General features: G+C 41.1%; 24 protein-coding genes and 1 CRISPR repeat array. Of the genes, 18 read left to right on the top strand and 6 right to left on the bottom strand.

Features of this window, described 5'->3' with window-relative positions:
- Positions 1-54 precede the first annotated feature (54 nt).
- On the top strand, positions 55-1,590 hold the full coding sequence (locus tag WAE64_RS22610) for a hypothetical protein (protein ID WP_340240109.1): 1,536 nt from the start codon (positions 55-57) through the stop codon (positions 1,588-1,590).
- 240 nt (positions 1,591-1,830) lie between these two features.
- On the opposite strand, the gene WAE64_RS22615 is transcribed toward WAE64_RS22610, so the two are convergent.
- Positions 1,831-2,988, bottom strand: a complete 1,158-nt coding sequence (locus WAE64_RS22615) for a redoxin domain-containing protein (RefSeq protein ID WP_340240110.1) — start codon at positions 2,986-2,988, stop codon at positions 1,831-1,833.
- A gap of 209 nt (positions 2,989-3,197) precedes the next feature.
- Positions 3,198-7,906: direct repeats of the CRISPR family, unit length 29 nt; unit sequence GTTTCAATTCCATTTGGTGCGATTAAAAG.
- A gap of 347 nt (positions 7,907-8,253) precedes the next feature.
- Here WAE64_RS22615 and WAE64_RS22620 point away from each other — a divergent pair.
- Positions 8,254-9,318, top strand: coding sequence for a sensor histidine kinase (locus WAE64_RS22620; protein ID WP_340240112.1), 1,065 nt, complete (start codon positions 8,254-8,256; stop codon positions 9,316-9,318).
- Positions 9,315-10,040: a LytR/AlgR family response regulator transcription factor gene (locus WAE64_RS22625; protein ID WP_340240114.1), complete on the top strand. Its 726-nt coding sequence runs from the start codon at positions 9,315-9,317 to the stop codon at positions 10,038-10,040. Before WAE64_RS22620 ends, WAE64_RS22625 begins: the two co-directional genes overlap by 4 nt.
- Positions 10,041-10,240: 200 nt before the next feature.
- Here WAE64_RS22625 and WAE64_RS22630 read toward each other — a convergent pair whose 3' ends face one another.
- Positions 10,241-11,809 carry a glycoside hydrolase family 43 protein gene (locus WAE64_RS22630; RefSeq protein WP_340240116.1) on the bottom strand — a complete coding sequence of 523 codons (1,569 nt, stop codon included), beginning with the start codon at positions 11,807-11,809 and terminating at the stop codon, positions 10,241-10,243.
- Between the two features lie 346 nt (positions 11,810-12,155).
- On the opposite strand from WAE64_RS22630, the gene WAE64_RS22635 reads away from it, so the two are divergent.
- Positions 12,156-13,127, top strand: coding sequence for a Gfo/Idh/MocA family protein (locus tag WAE64_RS22635; protein WP_340240118.1), 972 nt, complete (start codon positions 12,156-12,158; stop codon positions 13,125-13,127).
- 259 nt (positions 13,128-13,386) lie between these two features.
- Here WAE64_RS22635 and WAE64_RS22640 read toward each other — a convergent pair whose 3' ends face one another.
- Positions 13,387-13,593, bottom strand: coding sequence for a hypothetical protein (locus tag WAE64_RS22640; protein ID WP_340240119.1), 207 nt, complete (start codon positions 13,591-13,593; stop codon positions 13,387-13,389).
- 145 nt (positions 13,594-13,738) lie between these two features.
- Here WAE64_RS22640 and WAE64_RS22645 point away from each other — a divergent pair, with 145 nt between their 5' ends.
- From WAE64_RS22645 to WAE64_RS22700, 12 genes are all read left to right on the top strand, one after another.
- Positions 13,739-14,461, top strand: a complete 723-nt coding sequence (locus WAE64_RS22645) for a hypothetical protein (protein ID WP_340240121.1) — start codon at positions 13,739-13,741, stop codon at positions 14,459-14,461.
- 16 nt (positions 14,462-14,477) lie between these two features.
- Entirely contained in the window at positions 14,478-15,056 is a 579-nt protein-coding gene (locus tag WAE64_RS22650) for a hypothetical protein (protein WP_340240123.1), read from the top strand.
- A gap of 191 nt (positions 15,057-15,247) precedes the next feature.
- Complete coding sequence (locus tag WAE64_RS22655; protein ID WP_340240125.1) at positions 15,248-16,330, top strand: major capsid protein; 1,083 nt, start codon at positions 15,248-15,250, stop codon at positions 16,328-16,330.
- Between the two features lies 1 nt (position 16,331).
- Positions 16,332-16,658: a DUF6706 family protein gene (locus WAE64_RS22660; protein ID WP_340240127.1), complete on the top strand. Its 327-nt coding sequence runs from the start codon at positions 16,332-16,334 to the stop codon at positions 16,656-16,658.
- Positions 16,658-16,978, top strand: coding sequence for a hypothetical protein (locus tag WAE64_RS22665; protein WP_340240129.1), 321 nt, complete (start codon positions 16,658-16,660; stop codon positions 16,976-16,978). Before WAE64_RS22660 ends, WAE64_RS22665 begins: the two co-directional genes overlap by 1 nt.
- Positions 16,969-17,442 (top strand): hypothetical protein, encoded by a 474-nt coding sequence (locus tag WAE64_RS22670; RefSeq protein ID WP_340240131.1) that lies wholly within the window; start codon positions 16,969-16,971, stop codon positions 17,440-17,442. The genes WAE64_RS22665 and WAE64_RS22670 overlap by 10 nt, the downstream gene beginning before the upstream one ends.
- Positions 17,443-17,633: 191 nt before the next feature.
- Complete coding sequence (locus WAE64_RS22675) at positions 17,634-18,044, top strand: hypothetical protein (RefSeq protein WP_340240133.1); 411 nt, start codon at positions 17,634-17,636, stop codon at positions 18,042-18,044.
- Between the two features lie 17 nt (positions 18,045-18,061).
- Entirely contained in the window at positions 18,062-18,574 is a 513-nt protein-coding gene (locus WAE64_RS22680; protein ID WP_340240134.1) for a hypothetical protein, read from the top strand.
- A 369-nt stretch (positions 18,575-18,943) separates the two neighbouring features.
- Complete coding sequence (locus tag WAE64_RS22685) at positions 18,944-19,450, top strand: hypothetical protein (protein ID WP_340240135.1); 507 nt, start codon at positions 18,944-18,946, stop codon at positions 19,448-19,450.
- A gap of 59 nt (positions 19,451-19,509) precedes the next feature.
- Positions 19,510-19,683: a hypothetical protein gene (locus WAE64_RS22690; protein WP_340240137.1), complete on the top strand. Its 174-nt coding sequence runs from the start codon at positions 19,510-19,512 to the stop codon at positions 19,681-19,683.
- A gap of 53 nt (positions 19,684-19,736) precedes the next feature.
- A complete protein-coding gene (locus WAE64_RS22695) occupies positions 19,737-20,198 on the top strand; it encodes a hypothetical protein (RefSeq protein WP_340240138.1) in 462 nt (153 codons plus the stop codon).
- Positions 20,199-20,364: 166 nt separating this feature from the next.
- The gene (locus WAE64_RS22700; protein ID WP_340240139.1) at positions 20,365-21,600 is read left to right on the top strand and encodes a protein NO VEIN domain-containing protein; all 1,236 of its coding nucleotides are present in this window, start codon (positions 20,365-20,367) and stop codon (positions 21,598-21,600) included.
- 181 nt (positions 21,601-21,781) lie between these two features.
- On the opposite strand, the gene WAE64_RS22705 is transcribed toward WAE64_RS22700, so the two are convergent.
- Positions 21,782-22,351, bottom strand: a complete 570-nt coding sequence (locus tag WAE64_RS22705; RefSeq protein WP_340240141.1) for a hypothetical protein — start codon at positions 22,349-22,351, stop codon at positions 21,782-21,784.
- Positions 22,352-22,544: 193 nt separating this feature from the next.
- Here WAE64_RS22705 and WAE64_RS22710 point away from each other — a divergent pair, with 193 nt between their 5' ends.
- Both WAE64_RS22710 and WAE64_RS22715 read left to right on the top strand, forming a co-directional pair.
- Complete coding sequence (locus tag WAE64_RS22710; RefSeq protein WP_340240143.1) at positions 22,545-23,444, top strand: DMT family transporter; 900 nt, start codon at positions 22,545-22,547, stop codon at positions 23,442-23,444.
- Positions 23,445-23,724: 280 nt separating this feature from the next.
- Positions 23,725-24,429, top strand: a complete 705-nt coding sequence (locus WAE64_RS22715; RefSeq protein ID WP_340240144.1) for a hypothetical protein — start codon at positions 23,725-23,727, stop codon at positions 24,427-24,429.
- Between the two features lie 112 nt (positions 24,430-24,541).
- Here WAE64_RS22715 and WAE64_RS22720 read toward each other — a convergent pair whose 3' ends face one another.
- Complete coding sequence (locus WAE64_RS22720; RefSeq protein WP_340240146.1) at positions 24,542-24,757, bottom strand: acylphosphatase; 216 nt, start codon at positions 24,755-24,757, stop codon at positions 24,542-24,544.
- A 47-nt stretch (positions 24,758-24,804) separates the two neighbouring features.
- The gene (locus WAE64_RS22725) at positions 24,805-25,044 is read right to left on the bottom strand and encodes a hypothetical protein (protein ID WP_340240148.1); all 240 of its coding nucleotides are present in this window, start codon (positions 25,042-25,044) and stop codon (positions 24,805-24,807) included.
- Between the last annotated feature and the right edge of the window lie 185 nt (positions 25,045-25,229).

A 25,229-nucleotide genomic window follows, 5' to 3' on the forward strand; every position in this document is an offset into this window, starting at 1 on the left:
CTTCTGCTACTTAATTACCTAACTTTGTAAGAAACAATATTTTGCATATCTGGTATGAAAAAAATACTCTACTTAGGTTTTAGTTTTATAGTAAGTTTACAAGTCTATGCTCAAAACGTTACTATTACGCCCGACGGTATTACTCCGGCCTTGAGTGGTACTTATGCCCGCCTGAGCTACGATGCCATATTGGCGCTGCCATCGCCGCAACGAGGTGATATGGTTTATGATATTACTTATGACTGCCTACGTACTTTTGCTTCTGGCAAATGGCTCTGTACATATCAAGATCCTTATAGCCATACGCCAAATGTAGTACCTGTTCTTACAGCCGGAACCATAAATAGCGAGGCTATAAATGATATATTGATAGGCACAAACAACACAATGTATCTGACGGGAACTTTTAATAATACCATTACTTTCGATACAATTACTGTTACTTCTTCAACAACAAGCGATGCTTATATTGCTAAACTAAATGCAGATGGTAAGGCACAGTGGGTTAGAACAATTACGGGGTCATCGATTCAGGTTGCGGAAGATATTGCTGTAGATGCCAGCGGAAATGTTTATGTAACGGGTTTTTTTTTAGGAAGTACCAATTTTGGCGGAACGATAATAAACGCCGTAGGAAATTACGATATGTTTGTGGTTAAATATAATGCAAGTGGAGCATTGGTTTGGGTACGAACAGCAGGTAGTACAGGCGCAGATCAAGGAAACAAAATTAGGCTTGATGCCAGTGGAAATGTATATGTTGGGGGTACTTTCAGTGGCACAATTACTTTTGGCGCAACTACAGTTACGAGCATGGGAAGCACGGATATATTTATAACCAAATATAATGTCAACGGAACTGTGCAGTGGGCATTACCAAGCGGTGGCATAGGTGCCGAATTTATGGGCGATATTGCATTAGACAGCAATGGTGATGTGTTTGTAGGCGGTAGCTATTCGGAAAGTGCTACTTTTGGTACTTTAACCCGAACATCAAATGGTAGTATCGATGCTTTTATTGGTAAATATGATGTTAGTACAAGCAGTTGGAAGTGGGTGATTTCGATAGGTGGAACAGGTATCGATATTATAAGCGCACTGCTAAAAGATAATGCTAATAGCGTATATGCCGCAGGCTCGTTTTCGGGTAGTGTTAATTTTGCTAGTACAACTAAAACAAGTGAGGGAAATGATGATATTTTTCTGCTAAAGTACACCAATGATGGCTTTATGGAGTGGGTGCAAACAACCGGAGGTACAAGTGCAGGTTTTATTGAAGACCTTGCTGTTGATACCGACAATAACGTGTATCTGGCAGGTAATTTTTTTGATATTAGTACTATTGGTTCGGTAACAAAATCGGCACGGGGTTCGTCAGATGCTTTTGTGGCCCGATACGATGCCAACGGTAGTTTCGCATGGGTGCAATCATTCGGCGGAATCAATCAGGATATAGCCACTTGTATCAGTCTCGATGCCAATAATAATATATATGCCGGTGGTATTTACAGAAACACCGTAAACTTTGGCCGAACTTCCAGAACGGCTGTTGGCAATGGAGATATTTTTGTGGTGAAGTTTGATAAATAGGAGGGCTCACGGCCTTTGATTTATATGCCAAAAAACAAAGTTATCACATTCAATTTCACTTTTCAAATTTTTAAACCCGAAATATCTGTAAGCCCGGCTTAGGCCGGGGCGGGCAGATACAATTGTGGTTTGCTAGCGTGTAGTGCTAGTTTTGGAGGGATGATTTAAGAGGGGCATAGGGCACAGCTATAAGTATATATTTCAATACCATTTGGTGCGATTAAAAGACGAGTATATGCGTTAGTACAATGTCTTTTCCAAAAACGATTTAAGCTCTTGCGTGTTTATGCTTCTTTTCAATACTACTCCATCTTTGTCTAACAAGAACTGTTCTATAGGAAAATAGGGTTTTAAGAATATCTGTTGTATGTTTTCCTGATTTTCATCCAGGTATTCAGCCCATGGTAAATTATGTTTTTTTCTGATTTTCTCCAGAAATGCTAAGCCGTCTGAAGTGTCGGTGGAAATATGCATAATTTCAAAACCTTTGTTTGCATACGCATCATACAATTTTTTAAGTTCAGAAAACTCGCCAATACATGAACCGCAACGCCCCCACCAGAAATAGACATAAGTGTAGTCTGCTTTGAGTTGTATTTTTTCACAGGTTTGGGTCTTTAAATTCTTGAAAGCAAGCGAGAATGGGAATTTTGCGCCAACTCCGGTTGGACTAGCCCTATTTAATTTAAGGTTTAAAAGTTGTCCGTATTTGCTTTGTTTTATTTCATCAGAAAGCGATTCATAATAAGTGTCAAAAGTGCCATCAAATTTGATTGAATAAAATCTATCGTACAATACCCATAATGCTAAGTAAGAATCGTTCATGTCTGTAAAAAAATGTCCTCTAACCGTAGTGTCTCTTAGAGCCTGATTGGCTTTAATCCCAATCAGCACATTGGCCAGGCTATCAGGCATTTGTGTTGGGTAAACAGCTTTCAGACTATCAGCAAATGCCCGAAACCATTTTTTATCTCTTTGATACCTCTTGTTCATCGAGTAAAATAAAGTTGTGTAGTAATGATTCATTGAGGCATTAAGCAACTTTGGCATATTGTTGTCTAATTGAATTTCGGCTTTTTGAGTGCCTGCATCGACCAGAAAATAATCTGAGCTATAAAGCAATGAATCATTTCTGACATATTGGAATGCATACATAGCCGGAAAGTCTAAATCGCCATTTATTGTAAATGTTCCATTGGTGATTTCGGCTGCATATACTTTCATTGGCTTTGAATTATTGGCTGAATCAATCGGATTTTTGCATAGCAATTGTACGATTCCGCCATTGGCATTGATAGAGCCATTGATTACAAAAGACGAATCAGTTTTAGATTGACCGATAGTTTTGAAAGAAAGTAAGAAGAGTGCGAGGAGCACTTTTAAGTGTTGATTTTTCATAAATGTAATAGAATATGGAGTTAATTTAGTCAGAGCTGAATGCACAGTAAGTGTTTTACTTGTATAGATTTACCACACAAGATTTTACTTTTTTATTAGTGGGGGCAAGTTAGAAAAATAATTCAGATATTCAAACTAAATTTTTAGTTGAATATTTTTAGTCCAATAAAACTGTGATTTGGGTTATGGTTTTAGGAGATGAGGTAGGGGAGAAAATTCCATTTGGTGCGATTAAAAGCACAAAGAGACGAAATGGTGGTTTGTGAAAGATTTGTTTCAATTCCATTTGGTGCGATTAAAAGTAATAGGGAGGCTTTTTTGTCTGACCTAAACTAAATGTTTCAATTCCATTTGGTGCGATTAAAAGTTAATTTTCTTTTCGCTTAAAACGCCAATTTGGTTGTTTCAATTCCATTTGGTGCGATTAAAAGACTATAATGAAAGAAACATTTATCATCAGAACAGAAGTTTCAATTCCATTTAGTGCGATTAAAAGAAAATTCCTAAAGGTGGCAATCTAATGTCATTTGCGTTTCAATTCCATTTGGTGCGATTAAAAGTGCGGTTACTAACGATGCCTGCACCGCCTGACTAAAGTTTCAATTCCATTTGGTGCGATTAAAAGTTTCTCTACGTGCATCCATTTCACGGCTCGGTTGGGGTTTCAATTCCATTTGGTGCGATTAAAAGTTTCTCTACGTGCATCCATTTCACGGCTCGGTTGGGGTTTCAATTCCATTTGGTGCGATTAAAAGTTTCTCTACGTGCATCCATTTCACGGCTCGGTTGGGGTTTCAATTCCATTTGGTGCGATTAAAAGTTTCTCTACGTGCATCCATTTCACGGCTCGGTTGGGGTTTCAATTCCATTTGGTGCGATTAAAAGGGCTTCGGCTTCGTATCAGGCTTTTTGTCTTGCTCGTTTCAATTCCATTTGGTGCGATTAAAAGCGTAGTAATAGCGGCCTTTTTTGCTCCCTTTTATCTGTTTCAATTCCATTTGGTGCGATTAAAAGGAAAGGCCAAGCCTGGTGCGCATACTTCTGCGAGCGTTTCAATTCCATTTGGTGCGATTAAAAGAAACTGGGATGGTATTTATGCGCAAATGGCTGATGTGTTTCAATTCCATTTGGTGCGATTAAAAGGATTTAGTTTGCGAAGATTTCGTTTACGATATGTTGTTTCAATTCCATTTGGTGCGATTAAAAGGTTACTACAACGGCACAGCCTGGAAGCAGGTTACTGAGTTTCAATTCCATTTGGTGCGATTAAAAGACTGCCTTGATAGATGACATATTATTAGCTCTAAAAGTTTCAATTCCATTTGGTGCGATTAAAAGAATTACCTGGTTTATAAAGAACTTGGTAGCTAATTTGTTTCAATTCCATTTGGTGCGATTAAAAGAATCATAACGGCTTAAAAAATGAACACTAACATTTTGGTTTCAATTCCATTTGTTGCGATTAAAAGTATAAAGAAGCCTTCAAACTCCATGCTGTATGTATCGTTTCAATTCTATTTGGTGCGATTAAAAGCCTTTTTACTTAGCTCTCATGGAATAACTTACCCAATGTTTCAATTCCATTTGGTGCGATTAAAAGGGAGAGATACTTGAGCGTTGCCGCTCCTGGTAGCATGTTTCAATTCCATTTGGTGCGATTAAAAGTATAACAAAGATTATGACTTGTAATCAGTAGGTCGGTTTCAATTCCATTTGGTGCGATTAAAAGAAAAAGAGTTTCTTGATTTCCTGACTACCGACCCGAGTTTCAATTCCATTTGGTGCGATTAAAAGTGAAGCGAAACCGGATTATTCAAAACCTTGTAAACAGTTTCAATTCCATTTGGTGCGATTAAAAGTACGCCGCTTTTCACCCTTTTGTCGACTGGGGTAGCGTTTCAATTCCATTTGGTGCGATTAAAAGGTTGGGGAGTACTGACAAGCCGTTGACGATTAACGAGTTTCAATTCCATTTGGTGCGATTAAAAGTGTGAAGATTCAGCACGACCTTGATGCACAGAATGAGTTTCAATTCCATTTGGTGCGATTAAAAGGCGGTATATTAATACTAATAATGCAACTATTACCGTGTTTCAATTCCATTTGGTGCGATTAAAAGCTTTCGCTACCCGGTCAATGCCGGCAGCAAACTGTTGTTTCAATTCCATTTGGTGCGATTAAAAGGTAGTAGGGAATGACAAAAACTATCCGCCCGAATACGTTTCAATTCCATTTGGTGCGATTAAAAGTACTCCATCCGATATTGTAGCATAATATCGACCTTCGTTTCAATTCCATTTGGTGCGATTAAAAGCGTAGGTGTAGCGATTACCGGAAGCGTATTTCAAAAGTTTCAATTCCATTTGGTGCGATTAAAAGAAATTACAAAATTGCTTTAAAGAAAGCAAAAACTATGTTTCAATTCCATTTGGTGCGATTAAAAGAATGGACCAAACAGGTTACCCAATGAGGGTAAAAGGGTTTCAATTCCATTTGGTGCGATTAAAAGAACATAAGAAGCTTTTAAGCCGTCTAACGCTCCCTGTTTCAATTCCATTTGGTGCGATTAAAAGAAGGGTAATTAACACATTACTTGAACAAATACGAAAGTTTCAATTCCATTTGGTGCGATTAAAAGCGTAGTAATAGCGGCCTTTTTTGCTCCCTTTTATCTGTTTCAATTCCATTTGGTGCGATTAAAAGGGCGCATACCTAATGCATCGGCAAATTTTTCAAGATGTTTCAATTCCATTTGGTGCGATTAAAAGGGTATATTCGTTAAGTGCGGATGTTTTGATGAAAATGTTTCAATTCCATTTGGTGCGATTAAAAGACTACCTTTCAAGTAATGCAGGAAGTTTCGAAAAAGCGTTTCAATTCCATTTGGTGCGATTAAAAGGATACAGAAAATAACTAAGACAATGGAAGATTTAATGTTTCAATTCCATTTGGTGCGATTAAAAGAACGGTTCTACTATTGCTAGCAGATGTTGGTTCATGGTTTCAATTCCATTTGGTGCGATTAAAAGGGAACGTTTCTAACAAAAGATAGCGGCCTTTGGGACGTTTCAATTCCATTTGGTGCGATTAAAAGTTCACCCAACTTTCAGTTTGCGGGGTGTAATCTCCGTGTTTCAATTCCATTTGGTGCGATTAAAAGTTTACACTATTGAGATGCGAAATGAAGGCGAATTAAGTTTCAATTCCATTTGGTGCGATTAAAAGGTAATAGGCTGAATATCATCTATAGAGTGAATAAGAGTTTCAATTCCATTTGGTGCGATTAAAAGTACTTCAAAATGGGCAAAGACAACCTTATTGAGTAACGTTTCAATTCCATTTGGTGCGATTAAAAGTATGGGGTGGAATGACAAGATAGATGTAACCACAGGGTTTCAATTCCATTTGGTGCGATTAAAAGGAACTCGGCCTTATACTCGGTTCAGTAATCAAAATGTTTCAATTCCATTTGGTGCGATTAAAAGTTTAGAGTCCTCGCAGTCTGTAGGGGTGATATTTGTGTTTCAATTCCATTTGGTGCGATTAAAAGTAAAAAGCCAGTTTGATCGTCATCATCACTTGTTACGTTTCAATTCCATTTGGTGCGATTAAAAGGCCTGACTTGTCGGAATACAGAGGGCAGTCAGCAACGTTTCAATTCCATTTGGTGCGATTAAAAGTATTTATTATACCCCTCTTTTGCCGATTTGCGAGCAGTTTCAATTCCATTTGGTGCGATTAAAAGTAGCCAAACCTAATATATTTTCAGGGCAAGAAAGTATGTTTCAATTCCATTTGGTGCGATTAAAAGCCTAATGACCAATTAGTCGAAAGACGGGTTTCTTAGTTTCAATTCCATTTGGTGCGATTAAAAGTAAGTTTGTTGTAAGCGTTCGGATGCCTTCCCGATTGTTTCAATTCCATTTGGTGCGATTAAAAGCCACCCGGCAAATTTCTTTTGACTTAGGCTTTGTGGGTTTCAATTCCATTTGGTGCGATTAAAAGAAAAAGTTGAAGGCGTCTTCTACCGTTTTAATATCCGTTTCAATTCCATTTGGTGCGATTAAAAGGGAGAAACTGCATATACCTTTGATTCTTGCAGTAATGTTTCAATTCCATTTGGTGCGATTAAAAGTCTGAAAAATACGAGTCTGGTCTTATTCAAATCGCAAGTTTCAATTCCATTTGGTGCGATTAAAAGACATCAGTATGTGTTTGTGCTGTGGGAGCGTGTTTAGTTTCAATTCCATTTGGTGCGATTAAAAGAAATACTACTACTACTACAAGCGCAGGTGATTTTTTGTTTCAATTCCATTTGGTGCGATTAAAAGACACTTGAAAGTAAATTAGCAAATGCTAATCCTGCTTGTTTCAATTCCATTTGGTGCGATTAAAAGTACTTTTTGGCCAGCCATTCTTCATCGACCTGAATAGTTTCAATTCCATTTGGTGCGATTAAAAGGTTACCGCTTACTTCGAGCTTATTCCCGGCATTGGGGTTTCAATTCCATTTGGTGCGATTAAAAGGCTCGTAGCCTTCGTTACGTAGGCCGTTATCTTCATGTTTCAATTCCATTTGGTGCGATTAAAAGGACCAAACTAGGTGTAGTGATAAGAGATGTAAATGCGTTTCAATTCCATTTGGTGCGATTAAAAGATTTTTTAATTCCCTCGAATTCGAGGGAATTAAAAAGTTTCAATTCCATTTGGTGCGATTAAAAGTTTCAGCTCTTTTTTGGATGCACGCTCAAGTAAACTAGTTTCAATTCCATTTGGTGCGATTAAAAGATTTCAAACAAATCTGTTCTTATGTTTAAATCTTTGGTTTCAATTCCATTTGGTGCGATTAAAAGAAAATCGTAAAAACTAAACAAAAAGACGAATGCTGTGTTTCAATTCCATTTGGTGCGATTAAAAGCCGTTTTTGTGATGGCTTTAGAGATGCTATTTTACGGGTTTTTTTGGGAAAAAACAAATCAAAAAGTCGTCGATGTTTAATCATATAATTTACTAGGCTGTCCGACGACCGCCCATTTGGTGTTTCTTGGGTCGTATTTGAGCATTTTTTAATAATTATTCTTTCCTATTCTGTAAATTAAGTCCTCAAAAAAAATCATCGACGACATACTTATTAATTTTTCGGGGTAAGTGCCTAATCTTTCGGCCTCCACACATTTCATCAATTATTTCTTACCATACGTCAAGCAGGGTTTGCGGAAGGTCACAATTATTTTTATCTTTCAGTTTAGATAATTGCGCTTTTTGATGCAAAACTGGTTTTTTAGATACAAACTTCACCATATTCCGTTCTGGATAGGCTATCATTTGTTGTGGCTCTGGATAAACATAGGTAATCTGCCCGATGCCTTTGCCTATCTTTTTCTTGGCCCGCTGCCTGTTAAGTTTTATTTCTATATCGTTTTTCAGGCATTGGGGGCTTATTTTAACCTTTATTATCTGATGCCGAAATTCCTGATTGCGGGGCGGTATAAAACTTATATTGCTTTGGTGTTGCTTACCATTATGGCTTGTTCGGCGTTTATTGTGAGTGGGTATTATCTGGCACCTTATTTTTCGGGCGTGTCGTTTGAGCAGATGTTTGGCCGTAGGCCCGACCAATATCTGCAAATATTTACGGGTAATGCCTTGCCGTCGACGGCTTCGAGTATGACCCTGGCTATGAGCGTAAAACTGGCTAAAAACTGGCTCGAAACCGAGAAAAAACGCATTACGCTCGAAAAAGATAAGCTGGAAACCGAACTAAAATACCTGAAATCGCAGATAAATCCGCATTTTTTGTTTAATACCATCAACTCAATATTTGTGCTGATACATAAAAATCCCGACCTTGCCTCAGAGTCGCTGGCTTCGTTTTCGGAGATGCTGCGGTATCAGCTCTATGAGTGTAACGACCAGCAGATTCCGCTAAGTAAAGAGTTGCATTTTCTGGAAAACTTTATCGAACTCGAATCATTGCGCCTCAACGAAAACCAGACCGAGCTGCATTTTGAGATAAACCATGCTTCGGCGCAGGGTATCGGCATTGCACCGTTTATACTGCTGCCTTTTGTTGAAAATACATTCAAGCATGTATCGAAAGGCAAAACACAAAAGAATTTTATACGGATGTGCCTGGCCGTAAATGCCCATAAAGTGCTTGAAATGCAGATAGAAAACAGCCATAGCGGCGAGGCCAACACGCTGCCCTCGGGCATTGGGCTGGCAAACGTGAAGCGCAGGCTTAACCTGATTTATCCGGCGCAGTATCGGCTTAGTATAGAGCCGCAGCCTCAAACTTTTAAAGTAGCACTGGCTATAAATTTGCAATGAAACTCAGATGCGCCATAGTAGACGACGAGCCATTGGCAAGCGAGGGCCTGATGAAATACATTGAGGTGATTGACTACCTCGAGACGGTGGCTGTGGCCGAAAATCCGCTAGAATTGAATAAGATTCTGGAAACAGAACGCATCGATTTGATTTTTCTGGATATTCAGATGCCACACATGACGGGGCTCGATTTTCTGAAAATAAAGACTAATCTGCCGATGGTTATCATCACGACGGCCTACCCCAACTATGCGCTAGAGGGTTTTCAGTTCGATGCCCTTGATTACCTGCTTAAACCCATTACTTTCAACCGTTTCTTTAAGGCCACCAACAAGGCAAAGGAACTCTACTGGCTCAAAAATCAGAAGCCGGAGAACGCCGCCAAACCAGTCGAGCCCGACTACCTTTTTATTAAATGCGAAAGCAAGTATGAGAAAATATTAATCGACGAAATATTGTTTGTGCAGGCGCTACAAAACTACGTGATTATCTTTACGACCCGAGGTAAATACATGACATTGCTACCATTGAAAACGGTAGAAGAATACCTTGACCCCAATCGTTTTCTGCGGGTGCATAAATCTTATCTGGTGGCTATCAGCAAAATTGGCAGTATCGAAAACAACGACCTCACAATCCAGAATCACCTAATCCCCATCAGCCGAACCATGCGTGAGCAGGTGATTGCTATTGTGGTGAAAAATAGGCTTCTAAGTAAGTAATTGTCGAATGAAAAAAGTAATTGACAAATACTTATTGTGAAACATTGTGTATGTAGTGTACATTGTGGCAGCAATAATTTAGCCACGAAGTACACAAGAAGCACGGCGATGCCTGGTCAATGTTTCACAATTGCAGAATTTAACTGTGACACGCCCGCTTTCGGACGAGTATAGGCGTGCCACAGTTGGTTGATTAACAATCAATTATATTTCATTTCCAAAGCCCGGATTTCGCCTTTACCTGTGGCTGTGCCTGCAACATTTACGCCCACTCTTGCGGCTCTGTCCCAACGAGGGAGCCAGAGTGTATCTGTCTGCACGGCTTTGTTGGCGGCATCAGGTTTTTGACCTTTTACTTCCCAGCTAAACTCATAAAAACGCCCGTTGTGGCTTTGTAGTTTTAGGGTTATGGCTTTTTGTTGTGCAGGTATCTGTTGGGTTTTCAGGGTGCTGAATGTACCATCTTTTATCTGCCAAAGCTCTACGGTATTGCCACGCACGCCATAGCCAAGGGCATTGTCGGCATCGCCGTATATCACAATGCTTTGGGTCAGGTCGTTTTTGCTTACTACGTCGGCCGTAAAAGTATAGCTGCTTTTTTTGAGATTAAAACCCACAAAATTGCTTGTTTGGCCTGGCGTTTTGTTTTCTATTCTTAGTGCTCCGTCTTGCACGGCATACACAGGCTCAGGCTGGCGCACATCATATATCCACCTGATATTGGGTTGAGCAACGGCGAAATCAAGATTAAAGCCCGAAAAATTGGCAAAACTTGTGCCTGCCGGCGCCTCGGCTTGTGCCGGAGTAGCACTGCCGTATCTGAAAACAGGCCAGTGCGTTTTATCGTTCCAGACAAGTTCGCTGAGTACGCCCTGGCGGCCTACAAATGTAAAATCGGCAGCACTATAAGCATGATGCAGATAAAAATAACGCTTGTCGGGCGTTGTAACCACCGTGCCATGCCCGGGGCATTTCCAGGTATCATCACTCACCAATACCGGATTCCCCGCATATTTTTCCCAAGGGCCTTGTAGTTTTTCGGCTCTTGCCATTCCTACCATGTAGTTACATTTGCTACCACAGCACGAGTTGCCCGAGTAGAGCATATACCAGTATTTGCCACGTTTAAAAATACTTTGTCCTTCGGCGCCGCCGCCTTCCCAGTCGTTTGTGTTGGCTTTTATTATCGTAAATTCTTTGCCTACTACTTTCAGCCCATCGGCCGATAATTCAGCACCTAGCAATTCTATTGCCCGGCCTTTGTCGAGGCCGTACGCTTTCCAGGTAATATACAATTTGCCTTTGTCTTCAACCACATAGGCATCAATGGCCTCCGATGTCCATTCTATAATTATACCGTGGTCGGTAAAGCCTTTTTTTAGGTCTTTGGTAGTAGCCACGCCAATAAACGACTGCTTGTCTGATTTTCGGCGGGCAGTATAATAGCAATAATATGTGTCTTTGTAATAAAACAATTCAGGTGCCCAGAAACTCCCCATTGTCCAGGCTGGAATTTCGTTAAACACAGGGCCGAGGTATTGCCAGTCGGTGAGGTTAGTTGATGAATAAATCGGGTAAGCAGGCCCCCATTCTGACGATGTTCCGGCGGCATAATAGGTATCACCCACACGAATAACCGAAGGGTCGGCGAAGTCTCCGGCAATTACCGGATTGCGGTAAGTATTTACCGGGCCGAGCTTTTTTTTCTGTGCCAGAAGGCTTGTACTGATAAAAAAGGTAAATAAAAAAAAGGTTGACAGGAATTTCATTCGTTCATGGGTTGATTGGTATGACGAAGAAAAGGAAATATTTTGAGATAATGAAACGGTGTTGGCGGAATGTTGGGCGTGTGAGCAGCTTTGTTTTTATTGATGCCGTAGCAAGGTATGGCCGTGTTGATGAATTTTTTGGGTGCTTCAAAACAAATATTATAGACCAGATAGGGGCGTAAGTGTTGGGCGTGGGGTAGAGAGAACGGGTAGTTTTTTGTCAGGATTTACAGATGCATGGCTGTATGTAAAACTAAAAATGTGTTGTGAAACGCTTAGGCGTTATTTTTGTTTTTATTGGCGCAAAATATACTGATATTTGCCTTACAAGAATCATCTATTCAGCATGGAAAAAATTAACTGGGGAATTATCGGTTGTGGCGATGTAACCGAACTTAAAAGCGGGCCTGCTTTCAATAAGGTGCCGCAGTCGTCATTAATAGCTGTGATGCGCCGTGATGCGGCCAAGGCAGCAGACTACGCCCGCAGGCACAATGTGCCCAAATGGTACAGCGATGCGCAGCAATTAATAAACGACCCCGATATAAATGCTATTTATGTAGCCACGCCACCATCAACGCACGAAATGTACACTTTGGCAGCCATTGCAGCAGGCAAACCTGTGTATGTAGAAAAGCCAATGGCCGGCGATTATAAAACGGCTTACAGTATGGCCGAGGCTGCTACGGCCGAAAATATCAAACTTGTAGTGGCGCATTATCGCCGTGAGCAGGAGCGATTCAAGAAAGTAAAACAACTGATAGCCGATAATGCCATAGGAGACGTGCGTCTGGTGCGCCTTGAGCTTGCCAAGCAAGCCTTGACACCCGAAGAACTGGCCGACCCAAAAACAGCATGGCGTGTTGACCCCGCTACGGCTGGCGGTGGTTTGTTTCATGATTTATCGCCGCATCAACTCGATTTGATGTATTATTTCTTTGGCGAGGTTGAGAAGGTAACAGGCTTGGCCACAAATCAGGGCGGTGTTTATGGGGCCGACGATATGGTTGTGGCTAATGTGCTGTTTAAGAGCGGAACGGTTTTTAATGGTACATGGTGCTTTAGTGCCGCAAAAGCCGCCGATTATTGCGAGATTCAAGGTACAAAGGGCAAAATCAGTTTTACGGTTTTTAGTACTGATAGCATTAGGGTTGAGATTGAAGGCAAAACTGAAATCCTTGATTTTTCGCCGCTTTTGCACGTGCAACAACCCATGATAGAGGCTACTGTAAAGTATTTTCTGGGCACAGGCCCAAACCCGTGCAGCGGCTACGAAGGCGCAGAAGTAATGCGCTTGATTAGCGAGGCGAGTGCATGAGTGATTGGGCAGAGGTGTTTATACTCCAATCATCTCACGACAGATTAAGGCAGAACGACCAACGCAGCGTTTTGCACTGAGTTTTACGGGGTGTTTATTGAAACCGCCGTGCAACTCAGTGCTATGCTTTGTGCAACTCTGTGGTGAAAAAAATTCTGTGTACCCTGATTAACCGTGCCATGCCCTTTTGCAACCGAGAATAGGCATGACACGGTGAGATACAAACTATGTTCGACGATCCGAAATTGACATTCGACAATTACCTAATTTCCACCAATTCAATTTTCACTCTTTTGTTCATAAAGGGTTTGTCGTATTCAATCTTGAAGTCGTAGAGATTGCCTACCATGCAGCCTATTTCGTCGCGGTTGTGGTAGGCATAAATGCCTTTTAGCTGGCGGTAATATTCGGTGTGATTGGTGCGGCGAAACGTAAGCCGGTAAATCACATCTTTTTTGTATTTCATGTTGTGTGGCGGTAAAAATCCGTGTTAATGTTGGTATCAACAAAGATAATCAAAATTACTGATGCGTATATTATAAGTACAGAATCTTTGTTTTTATCTTTGTGATGAAGAACATTATCATTCAAAATTCACACAATTACACCTGATGACTTTAAAAGGGAAAATTCTACAAACGCTGAAAACTAAGTACAAAAACTTAGGGTTCGGCGAAAAAACTTTCGATGCGGTTGCTACCTTACTGGAAACTTCGGTAACTGACGAAAGCGAAATTGACACTGCGATCGGAGGGATTGAGGCTTTGTTGAAGGCTTTTCAGGGCGATGCCGACAAACGGGTAACTGATGCCATTGCTAAACGAAAAGCCAACACAGAAAGCAACGAAACCGGAAACGAAAACAAACCGGAAAATGATGATGTGCCAAACTGGGCGCAGGGCTTGATTGAGTCGAACAGGGCATTGCTGGCAAAAGTTAATGCACTGGAAGGCGGAAAAACCACTGAAACCAGAAAAGAGGCACTTGAGGCGCTGTTGAAAGACACGCCGGAGACATTCAGACAAATGAAACTACGTGATTTTGCCCGAATGACTTTCGGCGACGAAAGCGAGTTTGAGGCTTACAAAACTGAATTGGAAACAGGGTTGGAAGAGGTCAGACCATTATTCAGCGAGCAAGGGTCGGGTAAGATTCCACAGCCGATGTCGGGCAGAGCCAATAAAAATGGCATTTCCCTCGATACGCAAGCCTATATTGATGCCAGAAAAGCCGAAAGCGAGGGCAGGGGCGCCACCACAGGCAAACCTGTTTTTGGCCAGAAAGCAGATACAAAAGCAAATGCGGGCATCGGCAAGCAGGTTTTTAATTCTTAATTTTTAAATCTCAATTATGCAAAATTTCAGAGAGAGCGATGCGGCCGAAACGCTTGCATTTGCTAGCAAGTTAGAAGACATAAGCGGAGGTGTAAGCCTGGCAGCAGCCGATTTTAACGATGGTGCGCTTGTGCCGGCGGGTTCGGTGATAGGCAAAGATGGCAATGGTTTGTATCATGTGCTCAAAACTGCCAAGCTGCACACGGCCGCTGGCAATACAGCTACCGATTATCTGGTATTGAAAGGGCATGGCTTCAAAATCGGTGATTTTGTTGCTGCGCAGACAGGCGCTAAAGCCTATGCCATTACGGGCATCAACACAAGCAATGCCGCTTACGACACCATTTCGGTAGGCACAACGCTTGGCGTGGCTATTGCGCAATATGCAGGTATTTTTCAGGCGGCTGCCGAGGCTACAAGCAACACTTCGGCTTTTAAGGTTACGCCTTTGGCAGTAACAGGCCACAGCATCAAACTAAAATCGGGCGATACCAATGTGGTTGACGCCTGGCTAAGAGCCACCCTGATTGAAGCCAATGCGCCCGTGGCCACAGCCCAGATAAAAGCTGCTTTGCCGCAGATGCTGTGGGTTTAGGGTTTAATATTAATTAGAAACATGGGTTTTAGGGGAACGGTGTTTTTAGAGATTTGACCCCACCCTAACCCTCCCCAACAGTGGGGAGGGGACTATTCTAACTCCCTTCCCCACTGTTGGGGAAGGGTCGGGGATGGGGTTCTTCGAAAGACCCATAGTATTTATTTTTCCATTCAAATTTTAGTCAATTCATGATAAAATCATTGATAAACGGATTGAGCGAGAAGGATATGCAGGCTGTTGCCAATGAGTACACGCTTGACGATTTCTATTTCCCGACGCTTTTTCCGCTCAAATTCGTTACCTCTCTCAAATGGGAGTCGTTGGAGGGAGAGTTTGGTGCGCCCGTAGCAGGTGACGTGATTTCGTGGGATTCTCGTGCGCCACGTAAAAGACGTGAGGTAGTATCGAAACTAAGTGGTAGTATTCCGAAAATCGGTGTAGCCCGTGAGAAGACGGAGTCGCAGATGAACGAGTACAACACCCTGAAACGCTACGCCGACGATGCCGCCAAAAAAGAACTGTTGAACTGGATTTGGGAAGACCAACTCTTCGTGTTTAAAGGTGTAAATGCCCGCTTGGAATGGTTGGCGCTACGAGCAGCATCTACCGGAAAGGTGATACTGACAAACACCAACAACGAGGGCCTTGTGACTGAATCGAACGTTGATTTTCTGGTGCCAAATGCTAATAAATCGGGTGTTACAACAAACATTACGGTTGAAAACGCTTCAACATCAAAACCTATCAGCAAGATTCGTGATGTAGTAAAAGCCGCCAAAGCAAAAGGCAAAAAACTGAACTACATCTTTACCGACCAGGATATGATTGATGCCATTCTGGTATCGGCCGAAACCATCGCTTTTGTTGCGCCCTGGGCGGCTCAAACGCCTGCGCCTACGCAAGTATCTTTGCTTTCGACACTCAACATGGCTTTGAAAGCGCAAGGCTTGCCTGTAATTGGCTTGATTGAAAGCTTCATCGAAATTGAAATTAAAGGTGTGCGTACACAGGTGAATCCGTGGGAAGCCGGTGTGTTGCTTTTCTCAGAAACGCCTGTGTTGGGTAATACGGCCCACACCCGCCTGGCCGACGAAGATGTTGAAAGCTCAACTGCACTAAAAGTAAAACGTGAGCACGTGCTCATTAAACGTTTTGCCAACGAAGAGCCACTGGTTGAAACCTGCCTGGGTATTGCCAATGCTTTTCCGGTGCTGAATAGTGCAGGGGCAAAGTGGCTGGTAGATGGTTTAAACTCAACCTGGACGAAATAAGATGTTAGTAGCAGACTACATAAAAAGTAAACTCGGAAAGTTTGGCGTGTTTATCGACGACAACGAGATAGAGGCTTTGCTTTTGAAAAATAGTATTGCTTCTGATGCCACGTATACAGTTGATAGTGTAGATAAAACTGAGCAGGCACTTTATGATTATATTCCTGAGTTGCTGGTGCTTTCGTCGGTATCGGAAGGTGATTATAGCATCAACTACGACAAAGAAGGAATACTCGATTATTATGCCTTGCTGAGTAATAATCTGGGGCAGCCAAACAAACTGCTGGTGCAGCAACCCAAAGTAAAAAACAAATCGTATCTCTGGTAATGTCAATTCAATATCCATACACCTTACAAAGGCTGAACGTAGTGCCATCGACACAAGACGAGCACGGGGATTTTCAGGCCAGTGCGCCAGCGTGGGCTGTGTTAGGGCCATGCCGTAATGAAGACGGCCGCCAGCAGCAATTCAGCCTTGAAGATGGCACTTATCTAAGAGCCAGCCATCTGATTCAATGCCCTGCAGGAACGCTGCCACTAAAGGCAGGCGAACGCATAAAGGTAAGCGAAAAAGATGGCACAGTAAGGCTGGAAGGCGACGTGATTTTTGCCACCAAAGACCGATTTCATACAAGAATATGGCTCTGAAATCCACTTTCAAGCAGGCCGACATCAGGAAGATGCTGGACGCAAGCGCACGGCAGGTACGGACGGGAATATTGCACTCGCTGAATAAATTGGGCGAAGAAAGCGTGAAAATTGCACGCGATAACGCTAATAGAAATGATGCAACAGGCAGGCTGGCTAACTCTATAGGCTATCTCATAGTGGCCGACGGCCAGGTGATAGCCCAAGAATTTAACCGGAGCTTGAAAAGCCCAACCAATACCACAAGCCCGACTGAGCAAAACGCCACGGATACCGATAATGATGCAGAGGCGGGTGAACAATTTGCCAGAACGCTGGCGGCCAAGTACCCGAAAGGTTATGCATTGATTGTGGTTTCGGGGTCAGCGTATGCAGTGCAGGCTGAGTCAATGTCGGAAGATATTCTTACTAGTGCCGAAATGTATGTGGGTGGGGAATTGAGTGATTTGTTGTCTGAACTTTGATTTACCTGATTTTTATGATTTCATGATTGTAAATAGGTATTTATCTACATTTTATTATTAAAAACAAATTCAAGATTAGCTGTTAAGCGAGAAACATATTTACTCATTATCAGCGAAATCATAAAAATCAGGTAAAGCGGTACGCCGCCCCGGCAAAGTTCAGACAAAAACCACTAAATAAAAAAAGCGACATGAAAACAACAGCCGACCAGGATGGCATTTTGTATGAGCTTATCAGCCAGTCAGCGTTGAAAAACCTTATCAGAGGCGGAATCTACAAAGGGCAACGCCCCTTGGATTCGCAAACCGAAGATATTGTGATTAGCAGCATGCTGATAGGCGACGGAACCCTGCAAAAGGGTGTAGCCAATGTAAATGTGTATATACCGAAATTATACCACAATATTGGCGGCAAAATGCAGCTCATTAAAGACACCGCAAGGATAGCAGAACTATTGCCTGTTGCCGGAGAAATTTTGAAAGAAGCCTACGGCAAATATTATTCGCTGTGGACATCCCGCCAAGGCGATTTCGACGAGCCTGATATTAAACAAACAAGGCTCCATTTCAGAATAGAGTTCAGATTACACAACACAATTTAAAAATTTAAAAAAACAAAATGGCAGATTTAATAACAATTGGTTTATCGACAATTGAAATCGGAAATATTGCTACCGATGGTGGTATGGGTGACCCCTTAGAGCAAATAGGCTATACGGCAGAAGGTACGGCCACTATCGAAACCGAAGACCCGGAGGTTACCGAGTTTTTTGTAGAAGAGATTGAAACACCTATCTATCAGTCGAGCAAAATGGGTAAAACTACCATCAGTTTTGCTTTGGCATCACCTGATTTAGCTCAGTGCCATAAGGTGTTTGGCGGTGAAGCTCCGACAGGCACAGGTGCTGCTATGACCTGGAATTACCCAAGCGGAACGATAGTAGTAGAACGCTCATTAAAGATTACGCCAAAGGAGGGTATCGTATTTGAGATTCCGAGAGGTAGAATCTCAGCGAAATTCGCCGGAAGTTTCGGCCGTGCCGATACCCTGAAAGTTGAGGTTTCGGTATCAGTTCTTCAACCGAAAAAAGCGGGCACTCCGCCAATGATTTTATCGTTGGTTGGTGCTTAATGATTACACAACCCCATTTCTTGTTTTTTTAAGTAGTATATGTATACCCAGAATCGTAGAGCCGTATTGCAATACGGCTCCTGTCGACGAATATGTTTTTTTGCCTGAAAATGAGTTAGATTTGGAGAAATTTAGAGATTATTTCCTCAAATATCTTTTAAAAATCAGACAGACCTTTGAGCCGTACGGTTCGCCGCGCGATTGCAATACGGCTCTACAAAAAACGGTTTTCATTTGTTGTTTTAAATAGTATTTATTTCTTGGGAACTATTAAAATAGGGCAGTTTCAAGCATAGACTTATGGAGATATAATAGTCATTATTAAAAAAGGTTAGAAATGGGGTTCTTTTCCCCCTACAACAAAAAACCATGTTTGAAAATTTTGATTTTGAGCCACACAAAGCCGAGCAGCACGAAGCCGATGTGCTGATAAACAAGGGCATACGCTTTACTGTGCCGAAGCGTAGCTTGCTGCGGCATTTTTCGAAGCAAAAACAGCGGACTTTTACTATTGAACAACCCTACTTGGGTACGCTCGATATACTGAGCCGGGTGTTTCTGAGCATTGAGTTTGAGGAATCTATGCTGGCCGAAAATGCGCTGGCCGAAGCCAAACGGATAACGGCCGAGTCGGCCAGGAAATGTGCTTTGGCTGTTGCAATTGCGGTGCTTAATGCTAAATGGAAAATCAGGCTATTTGCGCCGCTGATGGCCAATTATTTTTTGTGGCGCATACAGCCCTCGAAACTCATACAACTGGCTATTTATATCAACCAGATAAACAACCTCGGGGATTTTATCAGCTCTATCAGATTGATGTCGGCAACCAGAACGACGGCTCCTCGTCGGATAGAGACAGCAACACAAGCGGACTAAACAGTCCGTTTGGTTCAAGAGGGGCCATTTGTGCGCATTTTCATTGGCCTTATGAGTACTTGCAGTGGGGTATTCGCTGGGGCATTGTGCAACGTATGTTGGCCGACGCACCCCAGTATCATTACGACACCGACACCAAAGGCAAACCAAAGAATTTAAAACAAGCCAAAAAACTAAGCAACAAAAACGCCAAAGAAATGATGGCCTATTTTAATAGTTTGCATGGCGGTTGAGCAGGCGCAAGCCTGCTTTTTTGAGATACACAAACATTGAAAAAACAAACAACATGATGAAAACAGGACCTTGGAGATGTGATACTTGCGGCAGGCCAATAAAAAAAGCCAAAGATGGCTACCTTGAGTGGCTTGTTAAAAAAGATACTTATGAAGGCTACGGCTTGCACCTTGTGCATCATAAACCTGCTAGCCCATTAGGTGGTTTTGATGGGTGCTATTATGACGAAACGAAACATTGGAGGCAAGACGGCGCAATGCTTGCCAGTAGAGAATTAGACTATTACTTGGGAGACGAAGGGCTTGTGAATCTGTTGGAAATGATACATGGTAACTGGGTAGATAAAAACGAAGGCATAGAAATGATTATGCGCCTCCACACACCCGGTTACGAGCAGGCAAGAGCCCACATACAATCGGCGATTGATGAAGAAGTGATAAAAGACAAAGAATTTCCCGAATTTAGAACACTGGATGAGATTAAGGAGGTTAATAATTGGGTTAAGTTTGGGTAGTGGGAAGCAGGCGGTAGCCTGCTTTTTTTGTTTTTAAGTACCGTTAAATAGATTCCGTTGTAATAAATCATTATTTATATTCTAAAATAAGTACATTGTCAAATTCTTGATGTAGTATATTCAAGAAGAATACCTTTTTTAATTCTTAAAACATATTATTTCTAAAATGGATTCATCTAAATATTTTTACGAAGGACTTGAAGAAAAAATAAAAGAAATTGACTCTCAAAAACATCTTATTATTGAAAGATTAAGGAATGCGGAAGCATTGAGACAGCGTTTTGTAGAAACCTATACAATTGATTCTATAAGAGATATGCCAGTTGAAAATTATGTCATCGGTCTTAAATCTACTGACGATGTGAATAATTTTAACTTTTGTTTTATATTGGAATATAAGCTTATTGATTTGGGGAATATTAATGGCAGCGATGCAAGACGTTACGGAGTTTACTATAGTAAATCAAAAAAAGCATTTGAATATACTCAAAAATATGGAGGAGAGCTGACCGCTTTTCAGACAGTAAAAGAATTAATAATTGATATAATTGAAAAAGGTAGTGAGAGGAATATTGAAGATTTAGTTGAAAATCGTTTGTCTCCCGTTTTAAAGGGTAAAATTCTATCTGTTTACTATCCAAACCTATTCCTAAATATCTTTTCACAAGAACATTTACAACATTTCTTGAAAAATATCTCTATTGATTATTCTCCACAAAATATTGACCTCATATTAGTTAGAGAAAAAATAGTTGATTACAAAAACAGTCACCCAATAATGAAAGATTGGGAAATGGTAGTCTTTACGGATTTCCTTTATAAAACTTTTACGATAAATGGAGAGATTACAGGAGAGGTTCTTAAAAATAATGATGACAATTCACCTTTAATTCCATTTGAACCTAAGCCTGATTTTATTGATTTACAGATAGGTGAGTTTGATATAAGAAACTTTGAAAATATATCAGGACCTCCTTCTTCTAAAAATCCTAATTATATTAAGCAAGCTATAATACAAAAGCGCATCGGAAGTCTAGGAGAGGATATAGTGTTAAAATTAGAATCAGATAGAATAGAGAAGGCTAAACTAAAAGGAAAAGAGGTTAGAAAAACTCTTCTTGATTCCGAAGGGTATGATATACTATCTTACGAAAATGATGGGTCTGAAAGGTTTATAGAAGTAAAAGCAGTAAAAAATAGAAAAGAATATATAGATTTTTTTATAACTGCAAATGAGTATGAAAAAGCACAAAGGTTGCCGAATTACTGGATTTATATAGTATTTGGCGTATTAAGTTCTGAACCTAAAGTTTGGGCTATTAAAGGCAGTACTTTATTGGAATCGCCAAATGTTCGTTTATCTCCTGTATTATATAAAGTCCAATTGAATACAGTTAACTAATTTTATTAGAAAGATAGTTATATTTCAGCCGAGCCTGCTGCCTCCAAGCAGCAGGCTCGGCATTTTTATTTATTCCATTGCCCAAAAAAACTCACCATTTCAAAAAAACATTCTGAATTTGGCAACATTGGTTTTTGTTTCATTGCTGAATCCAAGCTCCGCATTTATATATACATAGTATTTATGAAATCACTTCCAGGATAGTTTCTTCTTTTATATAAAAAGCCACAGGGACAAAAGCTAAAACCACTTCTCGTCTTTGACTTTTGTTCCATAATGTCCAATTATCCGATTTTTTAAAGGTGTCAATATGTTTCTCAAGTCCCTCTAATAAATAGGGGTAGTTTTCTATGTATTCCTTTCTGATATATTCGCTAGGTGGTCTGTATTTTTTGCCATCAATACTACTTTCGGCAGTATCAAGGTTGTTCTTCAAAATTTCAAATCCTCGGGCTTTTATAAAATAGCTATTCTTATTATTTATAATTTCGAAGTACTGTCCGGCTTTTAGCGTAATATCAGCGTTAATTGTTAAATCCTCAGCTCCTTTTTTTATTAGTAATCCATTTTCGAAAAAAGTAGGAATTTGTACAAAATGAGTACCGTCAAAAAGTAAGTCAATATTTTCGTGTGAAATATATTCTCCTGCTTTTTCTGTTACCGTAGTTCCTCTGATTAAGAGTACTTTATGGCTTAAAGAAAAGTCCATCACACAAAAAAAATCTTCAGATTGGAACAGTATTTCTTCCATTTATTTAATATTTTTAAACTAAAAGTTTGATTCCTATCCGAGCCACACTACCCGTGCGCCACTAGCCGTGCCACGCCCATATCCTTCCGAGTATAGGCGTGGTACGGGTTTGGGAAAATCTCCCAAATTTAATGAAAAACTCCCCCGATTTTAATGCAATTTTGTACTTTGAATTATTGCAAGGTTTATCAGTATGGATGCTAGAATTTTAAGAGGGTTTATCATGGCTATTTCGGCGGCTATTCTTTGGGGGTTGTCGGGTGTGTCGGGGCAGTTTTTGTTTCAGCAAAGGGGCGTAAATGTTGAATGGCTTATTACGATACGCCTACTCATTTCGGGCTTCTGTTTGTTGGCCTTTGCCCGATTCGGTGAGAAACAGGATATTCTTGCTATCTGGCAAAACAAGGCCGATGTCATACAACTACTGGTGTTCAGTATCTTGGGGATGTCGGCGGTGCAATATACTTTTTTTGCGGCTATCAAGCATTCTAATGCGGCTACTGCTACGGTTATGCAGTATTCGGGGCCGATTATGATTGCTGTTTTTCTGGCTATTAAATACAAGCGTTTGCCCAAAATTACCGAGTTTATTGCCATTATTATGGCCGTTGCGGGTACTTTTCTACTGGTTACGCATGGCAATATTAATACGCTTAGTATCTCGGGTATTGCCTTGTTTTTTGGCTTGGCCTCGGCCGTTACGCTGGCTATTTATACTTTGCAGCCGATGGGCTTATTGGCTAAATACAATTCTTCGTTGATTATCGGCTGGGGAATGTTCTGCGGTGGTGTGGTTTTTAGTTTCGTGAAAGCGCCCTGGCAGGTTGAAGGCCACTGGGATTTCCAGACGTATCTTTTTACTTCTTTTGTTATTTTACTGGGGGCTTTGCTTGCGTTTTATATCTATATGTCGTCGGTGAAGATTCTGGGCGGACAAAAAGCTAGTCTGCTGGCATCGGCTGAACCGCTGGCGGCTACTTTACTGGCTGTTTTCTGGCTAGGGGTTCCGTTCTCAACCATCGACTGGATTGGTAGTTTGTGTATTGTTTCAACGGTGTTTTTGTTGAGTAAAAGTGAGGCGGTGGGGGTTTAGTGCAGAGAGGGGGATTTGCTTTGCTCGACTATAATTATTGGCATAAGATATGCTGATGCAATAGGTGTTTATTTCGTATTTAAGAAACCCCACCCTGCTCGGGTCGCCCAACCGTGGGGAGGGGACTGTTTTAACTCCCTTCCCCACGGTTGGGGAAGGGCTGGGGATGGGGTTTTTATCACCAACCACACCCACTACCACTCAGTAAGAATTTTTGATAGTCTGGAATATATTTTCATCCTTTGATTGCCCAATTTTATACCAAACAAAGGGCGGCATCATGGAAAAAAGATTGCAGAATAACATCGTTTACTTTTTTATTGCTGTATTACTTATCTCGGTTCTGGGGTTTTATCCTACTTATTTCAAGAAATTTCCGGCGTTTGAGGGGCTTAACATTGCGCACCATGTGCATGGTTTGCTGGCTATATTGTGGATACTGATGCTCATTGCACAGGCTTTTCTGATACGTGCTCGCAAATATGCTTTGCATCGCATTTTGGGTAAGAGTTCTTATGTGCTCATGTTCTTGCTGATACTATCAATTTATTGGGTGTCGAGGGTAGGGTATTACCGCAATATTCAGACCATGAGCGAGGCTGATACGCTTGCGCAACTCACCAACGGGATTCCTGATATATTTTATTTGGCTACGCTCTATGTGCTGGGTATGGCGTATAAAAAGCGAGTCGACTGGCATTTACGCTTTTTTGCGCTTTCGGGGCTGCTGATTCTTGCGCCGGGATTGGCTCGGTATCTGGGCATTTTTTTGGCTTTACCCAACCCGCTGCCCATTGTTCTGAATCTATCAACCATTGCCGGAATCCCGCTTGTGTGGCTCTTTTTCGATATTCGTAACAAGAAATCGCCCGTGCCAATTCTTATCTTTCTGTTGATATTTGTAATAGCTACGTATGTGCTACTGAGCGGCTACGCCAACTGGTGGCAGGCAATGGCCCGTTGGATTGTGAGGAATGTTTTTTGAGAGAGAAATATGCACATTGGCCAGCATACATACGTTTGGCCAATAAAGGCAATTCATTATGATAATGAAACGCCTAAACTATTTTAATACCGATAAATGCTGAGCCGACTGCTTAGCTCAGGTTAGTATCTTTGGCTCCTTTTCTGGCTCCATGCATGGTTACTAGCAATCCTCCGAAGATGAATATAATAGTGATGCCTAATAGTATATCTTTCAGATTATCAGTGTTTTGGGGGCTTGTCAATACATTATCTGGTGTATCGATGCTATGGGTGTAATAGCCAAATCCTAAGCCAATAAGAATTAACGCCGTGCCTATGTGTTTCATTGACTAAAGGTAGGGCTTTTATTGAGATTTAAAAGCTTTTCTGCTTTTTACTCATCATAAACGGGGTCATTCAGCAAGGTTAACAGAAACATACCATTGTTGGGTGATGAGTAGAAAAACAGTTCTTCTTCGGCGCAAAACTCAACCAGGGCTTCGTAATGCAATAGGGTAAATGTGGGATAGATTATGTGTAGATAATCGCCGCTATGGTTAATGCCCGTGAAGGTATTGAGCAAACCGATGTTACTTAATTTATCAAGAATATTATCTACTTGTTGCGCTAACATACCTTTATTGTTTATTTCGGCACAAAGGTAGGTATAATTGTGGGTTTTTTGGGGTATTGAGAAAATGGTTTTAAACCACAGAGTATCTCAGAGTAAACACACACAGCGTTGCACGGAGTTTTAGAAGAAGGTTAATGGCAATAATCTATATTCAATTGGAGGCTGTCTCAAAAGTTTTTTGTACC

Source organism: Emticicia soli, from assembly GCF_037860775.1.
Lineage (GTDB): Bacteria > Bacteroidota > Bacteroidia > Cytophagales > Spirosomataceae > Emticicia > Emticicia soli.

Coding starts and splice junctions, on each gene's coding strand:
- WAE64_RS22610 (WP_340240109.1), top strand. CDS start 55: ATGAAAAAAATACTCTACTTAGGTTTTAGTTTTATAGTAAGTTTACAA.
- WAE64_RS22615 (WP_340240110.1), bottom strand. CDS start 2,988: ATGAAAAATCAACACTTAAAAGTGCTCCTCGCACTCTTCTTACTTTCT.
- WAE64_RS22620 (WP_340240112.1), top strand. CDS start 8,254: ATGCAAAACTGGTTTTTTAGATACAAACTTCACCATATTCCGTTCTGG.
- WAE64_RS22625 (WP_340240114.1), top strand. CDS start 9,315: ATGAAACTCAGATGCGCCATAGTAGACGACGAGCCATTGGCAAGCGAG.
- WAE64_RS22630 (WP_340240116.1), bottom strand. CDS start 11,809: ATGAAATTCCTGTCAACCTTTTTTTTATTTACCTTTTTTATCAGTACA.
- WAE64_RS22635 (WP_340240118.1), top strand. CDS start 12,156: ATGGAAAAAATTAACTGGGGAATTATCGGTTGTGGCGATGTAACCGAA.
- WAE64_RS22640 (WP_340240119.1), bottom strand. CDS start 13,593: ATGAAATACAAAAAAGATGTGATTTACCGGCTTACGTTTCGCCGCACC.
- WAE64_RS22645 (WP_340240121.1), top strand. CDS start 13,739: ATGACTTTAAAAGGGAAAATTCTACAAACGCTGAAAACTAAGTACAAA.
- WAE64_RS22650 (WP_340240123.1), top strand. CDS start 14,478: ATGCAAAATTTCAGAGAGAGCGATGCGGCCGAAACGCTTGCATTTGCT.
- WAE64_RS22655 (WP_340240125.1), top strand. CDS start 15,248: ATGATAAAATCATTGATAAACGGATTGAGCGAGAAGGATATGCAGGCT.
- WAE64_RS22660 (WP_340240127.1), top strand. CDS start 16,332: ATGTTAGTAGCAGACTACATAAAAAGTAAACTCGGAAAGTTTGGCGTG.
- WAE64_RS22665 (WP_340240129.1), top strand. CDS start 16,658: ATGTCAATTCAATATCCATACACCTTACAAAGGCTGAACGTAGTGCCA.
- WAE64_RS22670 (WP_340240131.1), top strand. CDS start 16,969: ATGGCTCTGAAATCCACTTTCAAGCAGGCCGACATCAGGAAGATGCTG.
- WAE64_RS22675 (WP_340240133.1), top strand. CDS start 17,634: ATGAAAACAACAGCCGACCAGGATGGCATTTTGTATGAGCTTATCAGC.
- WAE64_RS22680 (WP_340240134.1), top strand. CDS start 18,062: ATGGCAGATTTAATAACAATTGGTTTATCGACAATTGAAATCGGAAAT.
- WAE64_RS22685 (WP_340240135.1), top strand. CDS start 18,944: ATGTTTGAAAATTTTGATTTTGAGCCACACAAAGCCGAGCAGCACGAA.
- WAE64_RS22695 (WP_340240138.1), top strand. CDS start 19,737: ATGATGAAAACAGGACCTTGGAGATGTGATACTTGCGGCAGGCCAATA.
- WAE64_RS22700 (WP_340240139.1), top strand. CDS start 20,365: ATGGATTCATCTAAATATTTTTACGAAGGACTTGAAGAAAAAATAAAA.
- WAE64_RS22705 (WP_340240141.1), bottom strand. CDS start 22,351: ATGGAAGAAATACTGTTCCAATCTGAAGATTTTTTTTGTGTGATGGAC.
- WAE64_RS22710 (WP_340240143.1), top strand. CDS start 22,545: ATGGATGCTAGAATTTTAAGAGGGTTTATCATGGCTATTTCGGCGGCT.
- WAE64_RS22715 (WP_340240144.1), top strand. CDS start 23,725: ATGGAAAAAAGATTGCAGAATAACATCGTTTACTTTTTTATTGCTGTA.
- WAE64_RS22720 (WP_340240146.1), bottom strand. CDS start 24,757: ATGAAACACATAGGCACGGCGTTAATTCTTATTGGCTTAGGATTTGGC.
- WAE64_RS22725 (WP_340240148.1), bottom strand. CDS start 25,044: ATGTTAGCGCAACAAGTAGATAATATTCTTGATAAATTAAGTAACATC.